The following is a 19,746-nucleotide window of genomic DNA, read 5'->3' as shown; positions in this document are numbered from 1 at the left end:
GCCAAGCGTGAGCCACCCACCGGACTCTTCTTTCCACGCCGAAGCAGTACTCGAAGAACCATCAGGTTCGCTCACGCCAACTAATCAACGTTCCACCCATGAGCTGACCGTGCAGAACGTTTGTCTGCAATCGGTACTGTGCTCCTTAGAAAGGAGGTGATCCAGCCGCACCTTCCGGTACGGCTACCTTGTTACGACTTCGTCCCAATCGCCAGTCCCACCTTCGACAGCTCCCTCCCACAAGGGGTTGGGCCACCGGCTTCGGGTGTTACCGACTTTCGTGACGTGACGGGCGGTGTGTACAAGGCCCGGGAACGTATTCACCGCAGCAATGCTGATCTGCGATTACTAGCAACTCCGACTTCATGGGGTCGAGTTGCAGACCCCAATCCGAACTGAGACCGGCTTTTTGAGATTCGCTCCGCCTCGCGGCATCGCAGCTCTTTGTACCGGCCATTGTAGCACGTGTGCAGCCCAAGACATAAGGGGCATGATGACTTGACGTCGTCCCCACCTTCCTCCGAGTTGACCCCGGCGGTCTCCTGTGAGTCCCCATCACCCCGAAGGGCATGCTGGCAACACAGGACAAGGGTTGCGCTCGTTGCGGGACTTAACCCAACATCTCACGACACGAGCTGACGACAGCCATGCACCACCTGTATACCGACCACAAGGGGGGCACTATCTCTAATGCTTTCCGGTATATGTCAAGCCTTGGTAAGGTTCTTCGCGTTGCGTCGAATTAAGCCACATGCTCCGCTGCTTGTGCGGGCCCCCGTCAATTCCTTTGAGTTTTAGCCTTGCGGCCGTACTCCCCAGGCGGGGAACTTAATGCGTTAGCTGCGGCACCGACGACGTGGAATGTCGCCAACACCTAGTTCCCAACGTTTACGGCGTGGACTACCAGGGTATCTAATCCTGTTCGCTCCCCACGCTTTCGCTCCTCAGCGTCAGTAATGGCCCAGAGATCCGCCTTCGCCACCGGTGTTCCTCCTGATATCTGCGCATTTCACCGCTACACCAGGAATTCCGATCTCCCCTACCACACTCTAGCCTGCCCGTATCGGATGCAGACCCGGGGTTAAGCCCCGGGCTTTCACACCCGACGTGACAAGCCGCCTACGAGCTCTTTACGCCCAATAATTCCGGACAACGCTTGCGCCCTACGTATTACCGCGGCTGCTGGCACGTAGTTAGCCGGCGCTTCTTCTGCAGGTACCGTCACTTTCGCTTCTTCCCTGCTGAAAGAGGTTTACAACCCGAAGGCCGTCATCCCTCACGCGGCGTCGCTGCATCAGGCTTTCGCCCATTGTGCAATATTCCCCACTGCTGCCTCCCGTAGGAGTCTGGGCCGTGTCTCAGTCCCAGTGTGGCCGGTCGCCCTCTCAGGCCGGCTACCCGTCGTCGCCTTGGTAGGCCATTACCCCACCAACAAGCTGATAGGCCGCGGGCTCATCCTTCACCGCCGGAGCTTTTAACCAGCTCCCATGCGGAAGCCGGTGTTATCCGGTATTAGACCCCGTTTCCAGGGCTTGTCCCAGAGTGAAGGGCAGATTGCCCACGTGTTACTCACCCGTTCGCCACTAATCCACCCCGAAGGGCTTCATCGTTCGACTTGCATGTGTTAAGCACGCCGCCAGCGTTCGTCCTGAGCCAGGATCAAACTCTCCGTGAATGTTTGCCGGTAATCCGGCGATACACTCGCGTTGAGCGGAACGATCGAGTCGGAATAAGACCGATCGTTCACAGCGTCCTCGCTGTGTGCCACCCGGCTAGGGGTGGACTTTTTCAAAGGAACCTCGACCATCCGAAGATGGACGGGGTATCAACTAATCTGGCGTTGATTTTTGGCACGCTGTTGAGTTCTCAAGGAACGGACGCTTCCTTTGTACTCACCCTCTCGGGCTTTCCTCCGGGATTCCCTTCGGTACTTCGTGTTCTTACGTTTCCGACTCTATCAGATCTTTCCGATCCGATTTCCTCGGTGCTTTCCGGTGCCTTTCGCTTTCGCTCTGGGCCCTTCCGGCGTGTTCACTACTTTAGCTGATTTCTCTGGCGACTCATAATCGAGTCATTCGAAACGAATTTCGGGAATGCCGAAATACGCCCCTGCTGGGGAATCATCGTGAGTAGTGGGTGGCCGCTACGGGGTGCTTGAACAAGCAGGCCCGTTTCCAGCGGCTCGGGCTACGTTAGGCGGTCGGGCGGCCGGAGTCAAGGCGGCGCTTCCGGGGCGTGTGGGCGCGGTAGGGGCTGACCGTCGGGTCGTCGGTGATCCAGAAGCGCCAGGGGTGGGGGGCGCCGTCGCCGCCTACGCCCGTACGGGGGCCGCTGCTGAGGGCGTCCGGGGTGGGTGGCGTGCCGGTGAGCAGGGAGAGCGGGGCTTCGGGGCCGGCGCAGGTGTCCGTGCCGTTCAGGGAGAGGGCGACGTCCAGGGCCGTGGCCAGGCGGGCGGGGCCCTTGGCCAGTTCCGTGTCGCGGCGGGCCGAGCGGCGGCGGGCGCGGGCCTGCTCGGCGCCGGTCAGGATCTCGCCCGCGCGCAGGAGGACTCCGTTCGCCTCGCCTTCGGGGCCGCAGACCAGGTTGAGGCAGTGCCACATGCCGTAGGTGAAGTAGACGTACGCGTGTCCGGGCGGGCCGAACATGACGGCGTTGCGTGCGGTGCGGCCGCGGAAGGCGTGCGAGCCGGGATCGATCGCGCCGGCGTACGCCTCCACCTCCGTGAGGCGTAGCTCGATCCGCCCTTCGGGCGAGTTCCGGACGAGGGTGCGGCCGAGCAGGTCGGGGGCGACCTCCAGGACGGGGCGGTCGAAGAAGGCCCGCGGGAGCGGCGTACGGGAGGGGGTGTCGCTCATGGCGGCCGAGCGTAGTGGCGGGTGGCGGGGAACCGGCTACGGTCGTCGCGCGTATGTAGAGGTCAGTACCGAGAAGGAGTGGAAGTCATGGGATTCAAGAAGCTGCTTGCGAGCCTGGGTGCCGGTGGGGCCACCGTGGAGACCGTGCTCACCGAGGCGAACGTGGTTCCGGGCGGTGTCGTCCAGGGTGAGGTGAGGATCCAGGGCGGCAGCGTCGACCAGCAGATCGAGGCGCTCTCCGTCGGCCTGCAGGCCCGGGTCGAGGTCGAGGGTGGCGACCAGGAGCACAAGCAGGACGTCGAGTTCCTCAAGGTGCGTCTGGGTGGTGCCTTCGAGGTGAAGGCCGGCGCGGTGCACGTGGTGCCGTTCGGTCTTGAGGTGCCGTGGGAGACGCCGGTGACCTCGATCGCCGGTCAGCAGCTGCACGGCATGAACATCGGCGTGGTCACCGAGCTGGAGATCGCCCGGGCCGTGGACTCCGGCGACCTGGACCCGATCAACGTGCACCCGCTGCCGGCGCAGCAGGCGATCCTGGACGCCTTCATCGGTCTGGGCTTCCGCTTCAAGAGCGCGGACATGGAGCGCGGGCACATCCGGGGGACGCGGCAGAAGCTGCCCTTCTACCAGGAGATCGAGTTCTTCGCTCCGCAGCAGTACCGCGGGCTGAACCAGGTCGAGGTCAGCTTCGTCGCCGACGACCGTGAGATGGACGTCGTCCTGGAGATGGACAAGAAGCCGGGGCTGTTCGGCGAGGGCAGCGACTCGTTCCGCGCGTTCAAGGTGGGGCTGCACGACTTCCACACGACCGACTGGGCGGCCTACCTGAACCAGTGGCTCGCCGAGGTCGGCGGCCGCCGCAACTGGCTCTAGGCTCGGCCGGGACAGTAGCGACAGGCGATACGGAGGCTCGACGTGTCCGAGGGTAAGAGGGCGCCGCTCCCGCACGATTTCCATCCGCCGGTGGCGGCGTTCACCGTGGTGAGCGACGACATCGCGCCGGGCGGGGTCCTGAAGGACGCTCAGGTGTACGCGGCGGGGAACACCTCTCCGCACCTGCGCTGGGAGGGCTTCCCGGCGGGGACGAAGAGCTTCGCCGTGACGTGCTTCGACCCGGACGCTCCGACGGGCAGTGGGTTCTGGCACTGGGTGCTGTTCGACATCCCGGTGTCGGTGACGGAGCTGGCCGTCGGTGCCGGGTCGGGGTCGTTCAAGGGGCTGCCTGCCGGAGCCGTGCACGTACGGAACGACTACGGCGCGAAGGAGTTCGGCGGCGCCGCTCCCCCGGCCGGGGACCCGGCGCACCGCTACGTCTTCACCGTGTACGCGGTGGACAGCGAGAAGCTGGGGCCCGATGGCGACGTGTCGCCGGCGGCGGTCGGCTTCAACCTGCGCTTCCACACGCTGGGCCGTGCCCAGTTGGTCGGTGAGTACGCGGCTCCCGCGGCGGTCTGATCGTTCGTTTGTTGTTTGCCCGCTTCTGGTCTTGGAGAGATCAGAAGCGGGCATCTTTTGTTTCGCGGGGGGAAATTGCGTTGTCCGACCCCGGCCGGCCCGGCCATCGTTGATCCAGGCCCCACGCCCCGCTCCGGGGCGGGGCCGGCACACGGGAGGTGGGCACAATGCGGGACACGCTGGTACTCAACGCGAGCTTCGAGCCGCTGTCGACGGTCACACTCAACCGTGCGGTGGTGCTTGTCCTGCAGGACAAGGCCGTCGTCGAGCAGGCCCATCCCGAGCTGCGGGTGCGTGGTGCCGCCGTCGATCTTCCGGTGCCGCGGGTGATCAGGCTCTGCCGGTACGTACGGGTGCCGTTCCGAAGACACGCCCCGTGGTCGAGGCGGGGGGTGCTGGTCAGGGACCAACACCGGTGCGCGTACTGCGGGAGGCGGGCGACGACCGTCGACCATGTCGTGCCGCGTGCGCAGGGGGGCGGGGACAGCTGGCTGAACACCGTCGCGTCCTGCGCCGAGGACAACCACCGCAAGGCCGACCGGACGCCGGAGCAGGCGGGGATGCCGCTGCTGCACGAGCCGTTCGTGCCGTCGCCTGCGGACGCGATGCTGCTCGCCATGCGGGCGGGTGAGCGGTCCGAGCTGCCGGAGTGGCTGGCGAACTCGGCCGCGTAGACCGTCTCGTACGCGTACGGAAGGGTCCGTCTCCCCCGGTGTGGGGAGCCGGGCCCTTCCGGCGTCCGGGCTACTTCAGCGTCAGCTGGAGGATCGCGACGACGCCGACCGCGATGATCACTCCGCGCAGGACGGACGGCGACAGCTTGCGTCCGACCTTGGCGCCGATCTGGCCGCCGATGGTGGAGCCGACGGCGATGAGGAGAACGGCCGTCCAGTCGAACTCGGCGACGAAGAGGAAGAAGACGGCGGCGACGCCGTTGACGAGGGCGCCGAGGACGTTCTTGACGGCGTTGATCCGCTGCAGGGTGTCGTGGAGCAGCAGGCCCATGAGGGAGAGGTAGAGCACTCCCTGGGCGGCGCCGAAGTATCCGCCGTACATGCTGGCCAGGCAGAGGCCGACGAGGAGGAGGGGGCCGCCGTCGGGGTGGGCCACGGTGCCGGTCTCTTCGCGGCGTCGCTGCACGGCGGCGGCGATGCGGGGCTGGAGCAGGACCAGGACGAGCGCGATGCCGATGAGGACGGGGACGATCGCGTCGAAGGCCTCGGACGGCAGGGAGAGGAGCAGGATCGCGCCGATGAGGCCGCCGACGAGGGCCGCGCCGCCGAGGCGGAGGATGCGGGCCTTCTGGCCCTTCAGTTCGTGGCGGTAGCCGACGACTCCGCTGATGGCACCGGGGACGAGGCCCAGGGTGTTGGAGACGTTCGCGGTGATCGGGGGGAGCCCGGTCGCGAGGAGGACCGGGAACGTGATGAGCGTTCCCGATCCCACGATGGTGTTGATGGTGCCGGCGCCGATGCCGGCGGCGAAGATTGCCAGCGCTTCCCAGATGGACAACGCCATCTCCTTACATGGTCAGTGAGTCGCCTCCCCGCTCCGACGTCGTCGGGGTCGAGGGGCTCGCACCGATCATGCACGAGACTTACGTGTACGTGTCAGTCAACCGGGGGTTCTTCTCGCCGGTCGGACCGGGAGTCCTTCGTGTTGAAGCCGGGGACGCCGCCGCCCATGTTCCCGAAGGCGCCGGAGAGGCCCTTGAGGGCGTCGCCGATCTCGCTGGGCACGATCCAGAGCTTGTTGGCGTCGCCCTCGGCGATCTTCGGGAGCATCTGGAGGTACTGGTAGGAGAGGAGCTTCTGGTCCGGGTCGCCGGCGTGGATGGCCTCGAAGACCGTACGGACGGCCTGGGCCTCGCCCTCGGCGCGCAGGGCGGCGGCCTTGGCCTCGCCCTCGGCGCGGAGGATCGCGGACTGCTTCTCGCCCTCGGCGGTGAGGATCTGGGACTGGCGGGTGCCCTCGGCGGTGAGGATCGCGGCGCGCTTGTCGCGCTCGGCGCGCATCTGCTTCTCCATCGAGTCCTGGATGGAGGTCGGCGGCTCGATCGCCTTGAGCTCGACGCGGTTGACGCGGATGCCCCACTTGCCGGTGGCCTCGTCGAGGACGCCGCGCAGCGCCGCGTTGATGTCCTCGCGGGAGGTGAGGGTCCGCTCCAGGTCCATGCCGCCGATGATGTTGCGCAGGGTGGTGACGGTGAGCTGCTCGATCGCCTGGATGTAGCTGGCGACCTCGTAGGTCGCGGCCCGGGCGTCGGTCACCTGGTAGTAGATGACCGTGTCGATGTTGACGACGAGGTTGTCCTGGGTGATCACCGGCTGCGGCGGGAACGGGACGACCTGCTCGCGGAGGTCGATCCTGTTGCGGATCGAGTCTATGAACGGGACGACGATGTTGAGTCCGGCGTTGAGCGTGCGGGTGTAGCGGCCGAAGCGCTCCACGATCGCCGCGCTCGCCTGCGGGATGACCTGGATCGTCTTGATCAGGGCGATGAAGACGAGCACCACCAGAATGATCAGGACGATGATGACTGCTGACATCGTGTTCCCCGTGCCCTTCGATACCGGTTGAGTGCCGGATGGCTTTCGATGATCCAGATCGAGTTTCCCAGACGGCGGAACGTCATGGGCGAGGTTCGGTCACATGACATCCGGTCACATGACGACCGCCGTCGCGCCGTCGATCTCCACGACGTCGACCTGGTCACCCGGTTCGAAGGTCTGTCCGCTGTCGAGCGCGCGGGCGGACCAGATCTCGCCCGCGAGCTTGATACGGCCGCCGCCGCTGCCGTCGACCCGTTCCAGGACGACGGCCTGACGCCCCTTCAGGGCGTCGACGCCGCTGGCCAGGCGGGGCCGGTCGTCGCGGTGGCGGGCGGCGATCGGGCGGACCACCGCGATCAGCGCCACGGAGACGACGGCGAAGACGATCACCTGGGGAGTGATGCCGAAGCCGAGCGCGGCGGTCACCGCCCCGGCGACCGCGCCGACGGACAGCATGCCGAACTCCGGCATCGCGGTCAGGACCAGCGGAATGCCGAGCCCCACCGCGCCGATCAACCACCAGACCCACGCGTCGATGTCCACGTGGTCATGGTAGGGCGGTGGGGACCTTCCGGGACAGGGCGCGGGCGGCTGTGCGGGACGCCGGCGTTCCGGTCCGCTACTTCAGCGGCAGGCCCTGCGCGGTCCAGCGGTCGCCGACGCGCTCGACGACGAGCGGCAGGCCGAAGCAGCGCGAGAGGTTGCGCGAGCTGAGCTCGGTCTCCACGGGGCCGGCGGCGAGGACCTTGCCCTGACGGATCATCAGGACGTGGGTGAAGCCGGGGGCGATCTCCTCGACGTGGTGCGTGACCATGATCATGGAGGGGGCGTACGGGTCTCGGGCGAGGCGGCCGAGACGGCGGACGAGGTCCTCGCGGCCGCCGAGGTCGAGGCCGGCGGCGGGCTCGTCGAGGAGGAGGAGCTCGGGGTCGGTCATCATCGCGCGGGCGATCAGGGTGCGCTTGCGCTCGCCCTCGGAGAGGGTGCCGAACTTGCGGTCCAGGTAGTCGTTCATGCCGAGGCGGTCGAGGAAGGCCTTGGCGCGCTCCTCGTCGACCGGGTCGTAGTCCTCGTGCCAGGTGGCCGTCATGCCGTACGCGGCGGTGAGGACGGTCTGGAGGACGGTCTGGCCCTTGGGCAGCTTCTCCGCCATGGCGATGCCGGCCATGCCGATGCGGGGGCGGAGTTCGAAGACGTCGGTGCCGACGCCGCCGAGCCGCTCGCCGAGGATCGTGGCGGTGCCCTTGGTGGGGAAGAGGTAGCTGGAGGCGATGTTCAGGAGGGTGGTCTTGCCGGCGCCGTTGGGTCCGAGGATCACCCAGCGCTCGCCCTCCTTGACCGACCAGGAGACCTCGTCCACCAGAGCCCGTCCGCCGCGGACCACGGATACGTCCACCAGCTCCAGTACATCGCTCATGAGCGCGTTGTCTCCCCTTGCGGTCGAGTCGTGTCGTCGCCTTGCACCGATGGGCGCGGCGTCCAGGGGAAAACCTACGTTATCGACGGAGCGGGCCGGTCCCTAGGGCTTCCTTTGAGTCCTTGGACCGACCGGCAATCGGGGGGGGCGGGAGAAGGAGCGGGGCTGGGTGCGTGCAGCTGCAAGGCGGAGGAGGGAGTCAACGCGGAGCGTTGGTGACCGACGACAACGCCGCAGATGTGCGTGCCCAGCCCCGCGACGCCGCCCCCCAATTGCCGGTCGGTCTTAGTCTGGGGGGATGCTTTCGGAACCACGCTCAGGACGCCTGGCCGCCTGGGGCAATGCCCTGCTGGCCGGGGCGGTGTCGCCGGACGACGCGGCGCTGGCCATTGTCGGGGAGGACGCGGTGCACCGCGTGGAGGGGCTGCCGGGTGAGGCGGCGCCGGTGGGGCTGACGCTGGCCTTGGGCCGGCTGCGGCGGCTCGGGGTGACCGGGTGGCGGGTGGCGCTGCCGGCGCCGGGGCATCCGCTGGGGCTGAGCGGGCCGCCGGAGTTCAACGCGCGCGCCTTGGAGTCGGAGGAGGCCGTGGTGGGCTTCGGCGCGCCGTACGGTCTCGTGCCGGAGGTCTCGGAGGCGGGGTCGGCGGGCGACGTGCATGTGGAGGTCGTCTGGCGCTGTCTCGCGGTGCGGGAGGCTCCGCCGGCGGACGTGCCGTCGCTCGGCGAGGCGGAGCGGGAGCTCGCGGAGGCGCTGCGGGACGCGACGGTGGTGCTGACGCGGCTGGACGTGGCGGCCTCGGGCCCTGCGGCGGACGCGGCGCGCGAGGCGTACCGGGCGCGGGCGGAGGTGGGGCGCGAGGTGCTGGCCCCTGGGTACCCGCCGCGGGCGGTGCGCGTCCTGGAGCTGGCCCAGCGGATCGGGCTGCTTGTGGACCTGGCGTACGACCACGGGCACGGGGGCGCGGTCAGCGCTTCGGAAATGGCGGCGCGGGGTGAGGCGCTGCGGCCGGTGGAGCGGGTGGCCCGGCGGGCGCAGGTCGCCGCGTACAACGCGTATGTGGAGGAGCGGGAGCGGGAGAAGGAGCGGGAGCGGGGGTTCTGAGCCTCCGGCCCTCCGGACCCGGGCCTTGCCCCCGGCTCGGCGGTCGGAGGCCGCCGCAGCGTGCCGAAGCCCGGGAGGCCCGCAAGGGCCGAGCGGTGCGAGGGGCGCGTCAGGAAAGAGGGGAAGGAGCGGGAGCGGGGGTTCTGAGCCTCTGGACTGCCGGGGCACTGGCCCCGGGCCTTTAAAAGGGGCCGGCCCCCGGGGGATCGTCCGGGGGCCGGTGGTTCTGGGGTGGCTCAGCCGTTGAGGGCGTGGTTGCCGAAGGCCGGGTTGAGCAGGCCGATCACGTTGACCGTGTTGCCGGAGACGTTCACGGGGACGTGGACCGGGACCTGCACCAGGTTGCCGGACGCGACGCCCGGCGAGTTGAGGGCCTTGCCGTCGGCCTCGGCGCCGTGGGCGGAGGCGGCACCCGCACCGGCGGCGATGATGCCGCCGGCGATCATGGTGACGGCAGCGGCCTTCTTGAGGTTCTTCACTTGGTACATCCTCCTGGTCATCGCTGCGGCAGGTCCGCCGCAGCACGTCATGGAGAACGCCGCCGCCCCCGCCGGGTTGCGCCGAACGGGGGATATACACCCGACGGTATGAAGGACTGAACGGTCGTGCGCCCGGAGTGTCAGGGGGGCGCACGGAGCGCTCGTCAGTCGGTGAGGCCGTGTCTGACCGCCCAGAGGGCGGCCTGGGTGCGGTCCGCGAGGTCGAGTTTCATCAGGATGTTCGAGACGTGGGTCTTGACCGTCTTCTCGGAGAGGACGAGCGCGCGGGCGATCTCGCGATTGGACCGGCCGTCGGCGATCAGGCCGAGGACCTCGCGCTCGCGCTCCGTGAGGGTGGTGCCCCGTCCCGTACCGCTCGGGGAGTCCTCCTGGCTGAGGAGCGCTTCGGCGACCTCCGGCTGGAGCAGGACGTGTCCCGCGTGGACGGAGCGGATGGCGCCGGCCAGGGCGTCGGGGTCGATGTCCTTGTAGACGTATCCGGAGGCTCCGGCGCGGAGTGCGGGGACGACCGTGCGCTGCTCGGTGAAGCTGGTGACGATCAGGACCCTGGCCGGGTTGGCCAGGTCGCGGAGCCGCTTCAGCGCCTCGATGCCGTCGGTGCCGGGCATCTTCACGTCCATGAGGACCACGTCGGGGCGGAGCTCCTCGGCGCGGGCGACTCCTTCGGCGCCGTCGGAGGCCTCCCCCACCACCTCTATGTCGTCCTGCACCTCGAGGAAGGTGCGCAGGCCTCGGCGGACGACCTGGTGGTCGTCGACCAGCAGGACACGGATCGGCTTGTCAGCCACCGGGAACCTCCATCTCGATCGTGGTGCCCTCGCCGGGGGCCGAGGTCACGGTGAGTCCGCCGCCGACGCCGCCCGCCCGGTCCCGCATGGAGACGAGGCCGAGGTGGCGTCCGGCGGTGCGGACCGTACGGGGGTCGAAGCCCTTGCCGTCGTCGGCGACCGTGAGCCGCGCGCCCTGGCCGCTGCGGGCGAGGGTGACGGTGACGAGCTCGGCCTCCGCGTGGCGCAGGGCGTTGTGCAGAGCTTCCTGGGCGACGCGGAGCACAGCCTCCTCCTGGGCCGCGGGCAGGGCGCGGATCCCCGGGCTCTCGAAGGTGACCCTGGCGGTGTGGGCGCGGTCCATGACCTGGATCTGGGTGCGCAGGGTGTGGACGAGGCCGTCCTCGTCGAGCGCCGCGGGGCGCAGCTCGACGACCGCCGCGCGCAGCTCGTCGGCCGCCTCGGCCGCGAGGAGGGCGACCTGCTGGAGCTCGTCCTTGGCCCGGGCGGGGTCGCGGTCGACGAGGGCGGCCGCGGCCTGGGCCGTGAGGCGCAGCGAGAAGAGCTTCTGGCTGACGGCGTCGTGGAGCTCGTGGGCGAGGCGGGAGCGCTCCTCGGCGATGGTGAGCTCGCGGCTGCGCTCGTACAGCCGGGCGTTGGTGAGGGCGATGGCCGCGTGCTGGGCGAGGATCCCGAGCAGTTCCTCGTCCTCGGCGGTGAAGCCGCAGCCGCCCGCCTCCTTCGGGCAGCGCTTGTTCGCGAGGAAGAGCGCGCCGAGGATCTCGTCGCCGTCCCTGACGGGGAGGCCGAGGAAGTCGGACATCTCGGGGTGGGCGGCCGGCCAGCCCTCGAAGCGGGGGTCCTCGCGGACGTCGGCGAGGCGCTCGGGCTCCGCCTTGTGGAGCATCGCGGCGAGGATGCCGTGCTGGCGGGGCAGCGGGCCGATCGCCTTCCACTGCTCGTCGCTGACGCCGTCGACCACGAACTGGGCGAAGCCGCCGTGGTCGTCGGGGACGCCCAGGGCCGCGTACTCGGCGTCGAGGAGCTCGCGGGCGGAGGCCACGATCGTCTTGAGGACGTCGCGGACCTCCAGATGGCGGCTCATCGCGAGGAGGGCGGTGCTCACGGCGGAGAGGCCTGAGCTGGGTCGATGGCTCATGTGTTCACCGTACCGGCGGGGTGTGACCGTGCGTATCCGCCTGGGGACGGCGTGGGAGGGGGACTCGGGACCTAGGTCCGATGTCCTCGCCGGGCCGGGCGCTGATGGCCGCGGTCGGCCTGCCGGCGGTGGTGGCCGCGGAGGAGCCGGAGGGGATCGGTACGCGGGCGGGGAGGGTGCGGGGCGCCTCTGGGAGGAGTCCGGCGGCGTCCTTCTCCTCCTTCCGGAGGACCTGCCTCACCGTCTGCATTGCTGTCGCAACGCCTGGTGAGTTCGTTACGTGCCCGATGTGAGCCCGCGCATAGGACCCACATCACTTACGAAGACCCCTAGTGGACGCCAGAAGGCCAGTTTGGCGTGGAGGAACCTGGCCACAACGGGCATTCCATGGCCTGTGCACAAGCCCCTGATCCACTACCCGGGATCGTACGTCACACCTTTGCCACACGATTTTGCTGCCGCTAAGAATTGCCCTCGTCGCCGCCGAGCAGGCGCAGCGCCGCCCCGGCGAGCGACCCCCCAGCGATTCGAAGAGGTAGTCCTGATGTCTGCGAACACTCCCGGCCACAGTCGTGGTCTGAAGAAGACCCACAAGGCCACGATCGCCGGCGTCGCCGCTCTGGGCGCCGCAGCACTCACCCTCTCCCTCGTGCCGGGCAACGGCGGCTCCAGGGAGACCGAGCCCCAGGCCCTCTCCGGTACGCAGCAGGTCGCGTGGTCGTACGACGCCGCCAGCCCGCAGGCGAAGGCGCTGGCCGCCAGCGTCACCGAGCAGCAGACCACGATCGGCCTGAAGGCCAAGCAGGAGGCCGACGCGAAGGCGAAGGCCGCCGCCAAGGCGAAGGCCGACGCGAAGGCCGCGGCGAAGGCGAAGGCCGACGCGAAGGCCAAGGCCGACGCCCGGGCCAAGGCCGCCGCGAAGGCGAAGGCCGAGGCCAAGGCCAAGGCGGACGCGAAGAAGCGCGCCGCGGAGAAGGCGGCCGCGAGCCGTTCCGTCGCCCGTACGCCGGTCTTCGCGAACAACCTCGACGGCTGGATCCGCGAGGCGCTGTTCATCATGGACAAGCACGACATCCCGGGCAGCTACAACGGCCTGCACAAGAACATCATGCGCGAGTCCAGCGGCAACCCGCGGGCCATCAACAACTGGGACATCAACGCCATCAACGGCGTCCCGTCGAAGGGTCTGCTCCAGGTCATCTACCCGACCTTCAAGACCTACCACGTGGCCGGCACGCCGTTCGACCAGTACGACCCGGTCGCCAACATCGTCGCCGCCGCCAACTACGCGGCCGACCGCTACGGCTCGATCGACAACGTCAACAGCGCGTACTGATCGCATAGGGCCTGGCCCTAAGTCCGCTGTCGCACGCCGAAGGGCGGCACCCCCCGCACTGGGGGTGCCGCCCTTCGGCGTATCGCCGGGGTCGTTACTTGCGCATGACCTCGGGCTCGTGGCGGCGCAGCAGCCGCGCCACGACGACGCAGCAGACGGCCGCCATGAGCAGCTGGACGCCGAGGTCGAAGCCCCACTGGCCGGCCGTGTGCTCCCACAGGGAGTCGGTGTCCGTGGGGTTCTTCGGGTCCCACGGCGGCATGAGGCGCGCCAGGTCGAGGGTGGTGCCGGCGCCGGCGATGCCCCAGCGGGAGGGCATGAGCCAGGCGAACTGCTCCAGGCCGGGCGAGCCGTACACCTGGAAGAGGATGCCGGTGAACACGACCTGGATGATCGCGAACATGACGAGGAGCGGCATGGTCTTCTCGGCGGTCTTCACGAGCGCGGAGATGACCAGGCCGAACATCATCGAGGTGAGGCCGAGGGCGATCACCTGGATGCACAGCTCGACGGCCGGGGGCATGAGGAGGCCCTCGGCGGGCAGCGCGCGGGTGGAGAAGCCGATGCCGCAGATGATGACGCCCTGGAAGGCCGTGATCAGGCCGAGGACGATCACCTTGGACATCAGGTACGCGGAGCGGGAGAGGCCGGTGGCGCGCTCCCGCTCGTAGATGACCCGCTCCTTGATCAGTTCGCGGACCGAGTTGGCCGCGCCGCTGAAGCACATGCCGACCATGAGGATCAGCATGATCGTTCCGGCGTCGCCGTTGAAGCGGGACGGCGCCGTGGGCGAGCCGAGGCCGAAGTCCGCCGGGATGACGACCGAGACCGCGCCGAGGACGGCGGGCAGGATCACCATCAGGCCCAGGAAGCCCTTGTCGGAGGCGATCACCGAGACGTAGCGGCGGATCAGCGTCCACAGCTGGGATCCCCAGCCCTGCGGCTTCGGCGGGCGGGCCATCGCCTGCTGCGGCATCTGGACCGGCTGCGCGGCGACGGCGTCGATGTCCGCGGCGTACATCTGGTAGTGCTGCGAGCCCTTCCAGCGGCCCGCCCAGTCGTAGTCGCGGTAGTTCTCGAAGGCGGAGAAGACGTCGGCCCAGGTGGAGTAGCCGAAGAAGTTCAGCGCCTCCTCCGGCGGGCCGAAGTACGCCACCGAGCCACCGGGCGCCATGACGAGGAGCTTGTCGCACAGGCCCAGCTCGGCCACCGAGTGGGTGACGACGAGGACCGTGCGGCCGTCGTCGGCGAGGCCGCGCAGCAGCTGCATGACGTCGCGGTCCATGCCCGGGTCGAGGCCGGAGGTCGGCTCGTCCAGGAAGATCAGCGACGGCTTGGTGAGGAGCTCCAGGGCGACGGAGACGCGCTTGCGCTGGCCACCGGAGAGGGAGGTGACCTTCTTCTCCTTGTGGATGTCGAGCTTGAGCTCGCGCAGCACCTCGTCGATACGGGCCTCGCGCTCGGCCTCGGCGGTGTCGCCGGGGAAGCGGAGCTTGGCCGCGTACTTGAGGGCCTTCTTGACGGTCAGCTCCTTGTGCAGGATGTCGTCCTGCGGGACCAGACCGATGCGCTGGCGCAGCTCGGCGAACTGCTTGTAGAGGCTCCGGTTGTCGTAGAGGACGTCGCCCTCGTTGGCCGGGCGGTAGCCGGTCAGCGCCTTGAGCAGCGTGGACTTTCCGGAGCCGGACGGGCCGATGACACCGATCAGCGACTTCTCCGGGACACCGAAGGAGACGTCCTGGAGGATCTTCTTGCCGCCGTCGACCGTCACCGTGAGGTGGCGGGCCGAGAAGGAGACGGAGCCGGTGTCGACGAACTCCTCGAGCTGGCCGCCGACGATGCGGAACGTCGAGTGGCCGACGCCGACGATGTCCTGCGGGCCGAGGACGGCCGAGCCGCCCTTGGGGATCGGCTGGCCGTTGACGTACGTGCCGTTGTGCGAGCCGAGGTCGCGGATCTCGAAGCGGCCGTCGGGCGTCGCGTGGAAGTCGGCGTGGTGCCGCGAGACCTGGAGGTCGGAGACGACCAGCTCGTTCTCGAGGGCACGGCCGATGCGCATGACGTGGCCGAGGTTCAGCTGGTGGAACGTGGTGGGGCTGCGGTCGGCGTAGGCCGACGACGCCCCCGCGGCGGCGCCGGGGTGGCCGGGCCCCTGGTGACCGTGGGGGCCCTGCGGGCCGCCCTGCTGGTGCGGGACCTGCGGCTGCGCGGGCTGCTGGGCCTGCTGCTGCCAGCCCTGGTGTTGCGGCGCCTGGTGCTGCGGCGGGGCCTGGTGCGTCGCCCAGTCGGCCTGGGCGGCGGCCTGCGCCCCCGCGGGCTGGTGGGCGGCGGCCGGCTGGGCCGCCTGCGCCTGGGCAGGCTGCTGGTGCGCCTGGTGCGCGGGCTGGGCTCCGGCGGCGAGATTCAGCCGGGGGCCGTCGGTCGCGTTGCCCAGGTGGACGGCCGATCCGGGGCCGATCTCCATCTGGTGGATCCGCTGCCCCTGGACGAACGTGCCGTTCGTGGAGCCGTGGTCCTCGATGACCCAACTGCGGCCGCCCCAGCTGACCGTGGCATGCCGCCACGAGACCCTGGCGTCGTCGATGACCAGGTCACCCTGCGGATCACGGCCGAGGGTGTACGACCTGGACGGATCGAGCGTCCAGGTCCTTCCATTCAATTCCAGTACGAGTTCTGGCACTCCATGCCCCACTACTTGTCCCCCGATGTGCTCCCGTCGTCGGGAGTCTAGGGATGGCGAACATCGTGGGGAACTATTTCAGGCCCGGTCCCCACTCCGAAAGTCGGGCCGCGCTCGCGCCGTGTTCGGGTCGTGTGAAGAGTCGGCCGAGGCAAGCCCACGACCACTCGGGTGTCCGCTGGGCGGGACGGGGGGTCGGGTGGCACGCGGTGCCCGATACGGTGGAACCACCATGAGCGCATCGCAGACCTCAGACGTTCCCACCCTTCTCGTCAAGATCTTCGGCAAGGACCGTCCCGGGATCACCGCCGGACTCTTCGACACCCTCGCCGCCTACTCCGTCGACGTCGTGGACATCGAGCAGGTCGTCTCCCGCGGCCGTCTCGTCCTGTGCGCGCTCGTCACCGAGCCGACCGTCGCCTCGCAGGGCGAGCTGCGGGCCACGATCCACAGCTGGGCCGAGTCCCTGAAGCTCCAGGCCGAGATCATCTCCGGTACGGGTGACAACCGGCCCCGCGGCGAGGGACGCTCGCACGTCACCGTGCTCGGCAACCCGCTCACCGCGGAGCAGACGGCGGCCATAGCGGCCAGGATCGCGGAGACGGGCGGCAACATCGACCGTATCTTCCGCCTCGCGAAGTATCCGGTGACGGCCGTGGAGTTCGCCGTCTCGGGCTGCGAGACCGAGCCGCTGCGGACCGCGCTCGCGACCGAGGCCCACACCAGCGGGGTGGACGTGGCCGTGGTCTCCGCCGGGCTGCACCGGCGGGCCCAGCGGCTCGTCGTCATGGACGTCGACTCGACCCTGATCCAGGACGAGGTCATCGAGCTCTTCGCGGCGCACGCGGGGTGCGAGGACAAGGTCGCCGAGGTGACGGCGGCGGCGATGCGCGGGGAGCTGGACTTCGAGCAGTCCCTGCACGCGCGCGTGGAGCTGCTCGCCGGTCTGGACGCCTCGGTGGTCGACAAGGTCCGCGCCGAGGTGCGGCTGACGCCGGGGGCCCGGACCCTGATCCGTACGCTCAAGCGGCTCGGCTACCAGGTGGGTGTCGTCTCCGGCGGGTTCACCCAGGTCACCGACGATCTGAAGGAGCGGCTCGGGCTCGACTTCGCCTCGGCCAACACCCTGGAGATCGTGGACGGCAAGCTGACCGGGCGGGTGACCGGCGAGATCGTGGACCGTGCGGGCAAGGCGCGGCTGCTGCGCCGGTTCGCCGCGGAGGCGGGGGTGCCGCTGGATCAGACCGTGGCCATCGGTGACGGGGCCAACGACCTGGACATGCTGAACGCGGCCGGTCTCGGGGTGGCGTTCAACGCCAAGCCGGTGGTGCGGCGGGCCGCTGACACGGCGGTGAACGTGCCGTTCCTGGACACCGTGCTCTATCTGCTGGGGATCACGCGCGAGGAGGTCGAGGCCGCCGACGGCGGCGAGGACCTGCTGCACTGAGCCATCGGTGCGCCCGTACGGAGAGGGCCCGGTCGTCGTCGGACGGCCGGGCCCTTTCGCGTACGGACAGGGTGCCGCTCGTCAGTCGTGCGGGGTCCAGAAGTCCACGAGCCGCGCGGTGCCGTGCTCCAGCGACTTCCAGGAGCCGTTGAAGCCGAGGACGGCGTAGGCGGAGGTCGGGAAGCCGCTGCGGTTCATGCGGGTCAGGAGCTCTCCGTCGGCCTCGCCCGCGAGGGCCTCGGCCAGGGCGTGCATCCCGGGGTTGTGGCCGATGACGAGGAGGTCGTCGACGTCCTCGGAGGTCTCGTTGAGCAGGGCGATGAGCTCGCCGAGCGAGGCCTCGTACAGCCGGTCCTCGTACACGGTCTTCGGGCGCTCCGGCAGTTCGTGCACAGCCAGCTTCCAGGTCTCCCTGGTTCTGGCGGCGGTCGAACAGAGAGCCAGGTCGAAGCCGATGCCGGTCCCGGCGAGCCTGCGGCCCGCGACGGGGGCGTCCGCGCGGCCTCGCTCGGCGAGGGGCCTCTCGTGGTCGGACTCGTCGCTCCAGTCTGCCTTCGCGTGGCGGAGCAGCACGATCCTGCGGGGTGTATCGACGCTCATGGTCAACAGCTTCGCACGGAACGGCTTTCGGTGACTCAGAGAGCGAGCGTTTGCTGGAGCTGCTCCAGGACGTGGCCGACCCCCGTGTCACCAGCGGTCGCCTGGGCCCCACCCGGCCCCGCTATGAGCATCAGCAGGACGCCGAACGCGGCCACGGGAAGGGCGAGCGCCCACCAGGGCAGCCGGGTGTCGACGCCGGTCGACAGGGGCCGGGTGCTGGTGTCCGTACGGGCCGACATGGCCGCCTCCGAGGGGTGGGAGATGCATGTCCCGTCGTCTCCGGCGGGATGTCTCCAACGTACGGACCCGGCGCCCGGCGGCCCATCAGGTGATCCACCCACTTCACCCTGACACTCGCCCCCTAGGGGATGCGGGGGATATCCCCACCCCCGGGGGTCACGGTGAGGCGAGGGTGGCGATCACGGCGATGACCGCCCCGATGCCGAGCATCGCGCCGAGCACGATGAGCAGCTTCTTCTGGCCGTTCTGGGGATTGGGTTCGAGGACTGGCATGGGACCAGTCTCGCATCTCAGCATTCGTCCTCGACCGTCCGGTCCCGCCCGGCGAGGGTTCCGACGATCATCTGCGGGATCATCAGGCCGCCCATGAGCGCGATGGGCAGTCCCCAGCCGCCGCTGTGCTGGTAGAGGACGCCGACGAGGAGGGGGCCGGGGATGGAGATGAGGTAGCCGACGCTCTGCGCGAAGGCGGAGAGGCGGACGACGCCGGCGCCGGTCCGCGAGCGCATCCCGATCATGGTGAGGGCGAGCGGGAAGGCGCAGTTGGAGACGCCCAGGAGCACCGCCCAGACCCAGGCTCCGGCGGCCGGGGCGAAGAAGAGGCCGGTGTAGCCGCCGAGGCCGCACAGGCCGAGCGCGACGACGATCGGTCCCTGGTTCTTCATCCGGGTCGCGAGGCGGGGGATGACGAAGGCGAGCGGGACGCCCATGACCATGGTGACGGCGAGGAGCACGCCCGCGGTGGACGCGGGGACGCCGGCGTCGCGGAAGATCTGCGGCATCCAGCCCATGGTGATGTAGGCGCCGGTGGCCTGGAGGCCGAAGAAGCAGCCGAGGGCCCAGGCGGTGCGGCTGCGGGTGACGCGCGGGGCGGCCGTGGTGTCCGCCGGGGCGGCGGTCGCGGTCGCGCTCCCCGCACGGCGGGTGGCGCGGGCACGGTCGCGGTCGCGCAGGAGCGGGATCCAGGGCAGGACGGCGAGCGCGGCGACGACGGCCCAGACACCGAGTCCGAGGCGCCAGTCGCCGCCGAGGGCCTCGGTCATCGGGACGGTCGCCGCCGCGGCGACGGAGGTGCCGAGGGCGAGCGCCATGGAGTACAGGCCGGTCATGGTGCCGACGCGGTCGGGGAAGTACCGCTTGACGATCACGGGCATCAGGACGTTGCTGAGGGCGATGCCCATGAGGGCGAGGGCGCTGGCGGCGAGGAAGCCGGCCGTGCCGGAGGCGAAGGGGCGGACGGCGAGGCCCACGAAGATCGCCGCCATGCCCGCGCAGACGACGGCGGCGGGGCCGAAGCGGCGGGCCAGGCGCGGGGCGGTGATGCCGAAGACCGCGAAGCAGAGCGGGGGGACGGAGGTGAGGACGCCGGCGACGGTGCCGCTCATGTGGAGGCCCGCGCTGACCTCTTCCAGGAGCGCGCCGAGGCTGGTGATGGCCGGGCGCAGGTTCAGGGCGGCGAGGACGAGGCCGACGATGACGAGCCCGAGGGTCCAGCGGTGCGCCCGGCCGGGTGCGGGAGAATCGCCGGCGGCTGCGGCCGCTCGGGCGGTGATACCGGCCGGTCGTACGGCGGGGTCGAGGGTCTTCGGTTCGTCAGGCATGAGGCCATCATAGAATCATGGGATGATTGGTTGTCCAA

The 19,746-nt window shown here is 69.5% G+C and carries 19 protein-coding genes and 1 rRNA gene; 6 read left to right on the top strand and 14 right to left on the bottom strand.

The features are described 5' to 3' along the window. Positions 1 to 149: 149 nt before the first annotated feature. Positions 150 to 1,675, bottom strand: a 16S ribosomal RNA gene (locus OG357_RS30780). 517 nt (positions 1,676 to 2,192) lie between these two features. Continuing rightward, positions 2,193 to 2,855: a DNA-3-methyladenine glycosylase gene (locus tag OG357_RS30775; RefSeq protein ID WP_329624239.1), complete on the bottom strand. Its 663-nt coding sequence runs from the start codon at positions 2,853 to 2,855 to the stop codon at positions 2,193 to 2,195. Between the two features lie 87 nt (positions 2,856 to 2,942). Here OG357_RS30775 and OG357_RS30770 point away from each other — a divergent pair, with 87 nt between their 5' ends. The 3 genes from OG357_RS30770 to OG357_RS30760 all read left to right on the top strand — a co-directional run bounded on the left by OG357_RS30770 (position 2,943) and on the right by OG357_RS30760 (position 4,981). After that, on the top strand, positions 2,943 to 3,725 hold the full coding sequence (locus OG357_RS30770) for a sporulation protein (RefSeq protein ID WP_329624238.1): 783 nt from the start codon (positions 2,943 to 2,945) through the stop codon (positions 3,723 to 3,725). A 42-nt stretch (positions 3,726 to 3,767) separates the two neighbouring features. After that, positions 3,768 to 4,307: a YbhB/YbcL family Raf kinase inhibitor-like protein gene (locus tag OG357_RS30765; RefSeq protein ID WP_329624237.1), complete on the top strand. Its 540-nt coding sequence runs from the start codon at positions 3,768 to 3,770 to the stop codon at positions 4,305 to 4,307. 167 nt (positions 4,308 to 4,474) lie between these two features. Continuing rightward, a complete protein-coding gene (locus OG357_RS30760; protein WP_024756197.1) occupies positions 4,475 to 4,981 on the top strand; it encodes an HNH endonuclease in 507 nt (168 codons plus the stop codon). A 70-nt stretch (positions 4,982 to 5,051) separates the two neighbouring features. On the opposite strand, the gene OG357_RS30755 is transcribed toward OG357_RS30760, so the two are convergent. The 4 genes from OG357_RS30755 to OG357_RS30740 form a co-directional block, all read right to left on the bottom strand. After that, positions 5,052 to 5,825, bottom strand: a complete 774-nt coding sequence (locus tag OG357_RS30755) for a sulfite exporter TauE/SafE family protein (RefSeq protein ID WP_329624236.1) — start codon at positions 5,823 to 5,825, stop codon at positions 5,052 to 5,054. A gap of 92 nt (positions 5,826 to 5,917) precedes the next feature. Then, entirely contained in the window at positions 5,918 to 6,856 is a 939-nt protein-coding gene (locus OG357_RS30750) for an SPFH domain-containing protein (RefSeq protein WP_329624235.1), read from the bottom strand. 114 nt (positions 6,857 to 6,970) lie between these two features. Continuing rightward, positions 6,971 to 7,402 (bottom strand): NfeD family protein, encoded by a 432-nt coding sequence (locus tag OG357_RS30745; protein WP_329624234.1) that lies wholly within the window; start codon positions 7,400 to 7,402, stop codon positions 6,971 to 6,973. A gap of 76 nt (positions 7,403 to 7,478) precedes the next feature. Continuing rightward, positions 7,479 to 8,276 carry an ABC transporter ATP-binding protein gene (locus tag OG357_RS30740; RefSeq protein WP_329624233.1) on the bottom strand — a complete coding sequence of 266 codons (798 nt, stop codon included), beginning with the start codon at positions 8,274 to 8,276 and terminating at the stop codon, positions 7,479 to 7,481. Between the two features lie 298 nt (positions 8,277 to 8,574). On the opposite strand from OG357_RS30740, the gene OG357_RS30735 reads away from it, so the two are divergent. Continuing rightward, entirely contained in the window at positions 8,575 to 9,378 is an 804-nt protein-coding gene (locus OG357_RS30735; protein ID WP_329624232.1) for a hypothetical protein, read from the top strand. A gap of 236 nt (positions 9,379 to 9,614) precedes the next feature. On the opposite strand, the gene OG357_RS30730 is transcribed toward OG357_RS30735, so the two are convergent. The 3 genes from OG357_RS30730 to OG357_RS30720 form a co-directional block, all read right to left on the bottom strand. After that, on the bottom strand, positions 9,615 to 9,857 hold the full coding sequence (locus OG357_RS30730) for a chaplin (protein WP_024756203.1): 243 nt from the start codon (positions 9,855 to 9,857) through the stop codon (positions 9,615 to 9,617). Between the two features lie 164 nt (positions 9,858 to 10,021). Beyond that, entirely contained in the window at positions 10,022 to 10,666 is a 645-nt protein-coding gene (locus OG357_RS30725; RefSeq protein WP_329624231.1) for a response regulator transcription factor, read from the bottom strand. Next, positions 10,659 to 11,804: a GAF domain-containing sensor histidine kinase gene (locus OG357_RS30720; protein ID WP_329624230.1), complete on the bottom strand. Its 1,146-nt coding sequence runs from the start codon at positions 11,802 to 11,804 to the stop codon at positions 10,659 to 10,661. Before OG357_RS30720 ends, OG357_RS30725 begins: the two co-directional genes overlap by 8 nt. 544 nt (positions 11,805 to 12,348) lie before the next feature. On the opposite strand from OG357_RS30720, the gene OG357_RS30715 reads away from it, so the two are divergent. Beyond that, entirely contained in the window at positions 12,349 to 13,140 is a 792-nt protein-coding gene (locus OG357_RS30715) for a transglycosylase SLT domain-containing protein (protein ID WP_329624229.1), read from the top strand. A 94-nt stretch (positions 13,141 to 13,234) separates the two neighbouring features. On the opposite strand, the gene OG357_RS30710 is transcribed toward OG357_RS30715, so the two are convergent. Next, a complete protein-coding gene (locus OG357_RS30710; protein ID WP_329624228.1) occupies positions 13,235 to 15,832 on the bottom strand; it encodes an FHA domain-containing protein in 2,598 nt (865 codons plus the stop codon). A gap of 220 nt (positions 15,833 to 16,052) precedes the next feature. Here OG357_RS30710 and serB point away from each other — a divergent pair, with 220 nt between their 5' ends. After that, positions 16,053 to 17,267: a phosphoserine phosphatase SerB gene (gene serB, locus OG357_RS30705; RefSeq protein ID WP_329624227.1), complete on the top strand. Its 1,215-nt coding sequence runs from the start codon at positions 16,053 to 16,055 to the stop codon at positions 17,265 to 17,267. A gap of 81 nt (positions 17,268 to 17,348) precedes the next feature. Here the strand turns inward: serB and OG357_RS30700 are convergent, their stop codons facing one another. From OG357_RS30700 to OG357_RS30685, 4 genes are all read right to left on the bottom strand, one after another. Continuing rightward, positions 17,349 to 17,867 (bottom strand): SixA phosphatase family protein, encoded by a 519-nt coding sequence (locus OG357_RS30700; protein ID WP_329624226.1) that lies wholly within the window; start codon positions 17,865 to 17,867, stop codon positions 17,349 to 17,351. Positions 17,868 to 17,902: 35 nt separating this feature from the next. After that, positions 17,903 to 18,106, bottom strand: a complete 204-nt coding sequence (locus tag OG357_RS30695; RefSeq protein WP_329624225.1) for a hypothetical protein — start codon at positions 18,104 to 18,106, stop codon at positions 17,903 to 17,905. Between the two features lie 157 nt (positions 18,107 to 18,263). Beyond that, positions 18,264 to 18,380: an SGM_5486 family transporter-associated protein gene (locus tag OG357_RS30690; RefSeq protein ID WP_317594076.1), complete on the bottom strand. Its 117-nt coding sequence runs from the start codon at positions 18,378 to 18,380 to the stop codon at positions 18,264 to 18,266. A gap of 17 nt (positions 18,381 to 18,397) precedes the next feature. Beyond that, a complete protein-coding gene (locus OG357_RS30685) occupies positions 18,398 to 19,708 on the bottom strand; it encodes a CynX/NimT family MFS transporter (protein ID WP_329624224.1) in 1,311 nt (436 codons plus the stop codon). Positions 19,709 to 19,746 lie beyond the last annotated feature (38 nt).

This window comes from Streptomyces sp. NBC_01255, from assembly GCF_036226445.1.
Classification (GTDB): Bacteria; Actinomycetota; Actinomycetes; order Streptomycetales; family Streptomycetaceae; genus Streptomyces.
The sequence above is the reverse complement of the archived record's forward strand: the minus strand, read 5'-3'. Positions and strand labels throughout refer to the sequence as shown.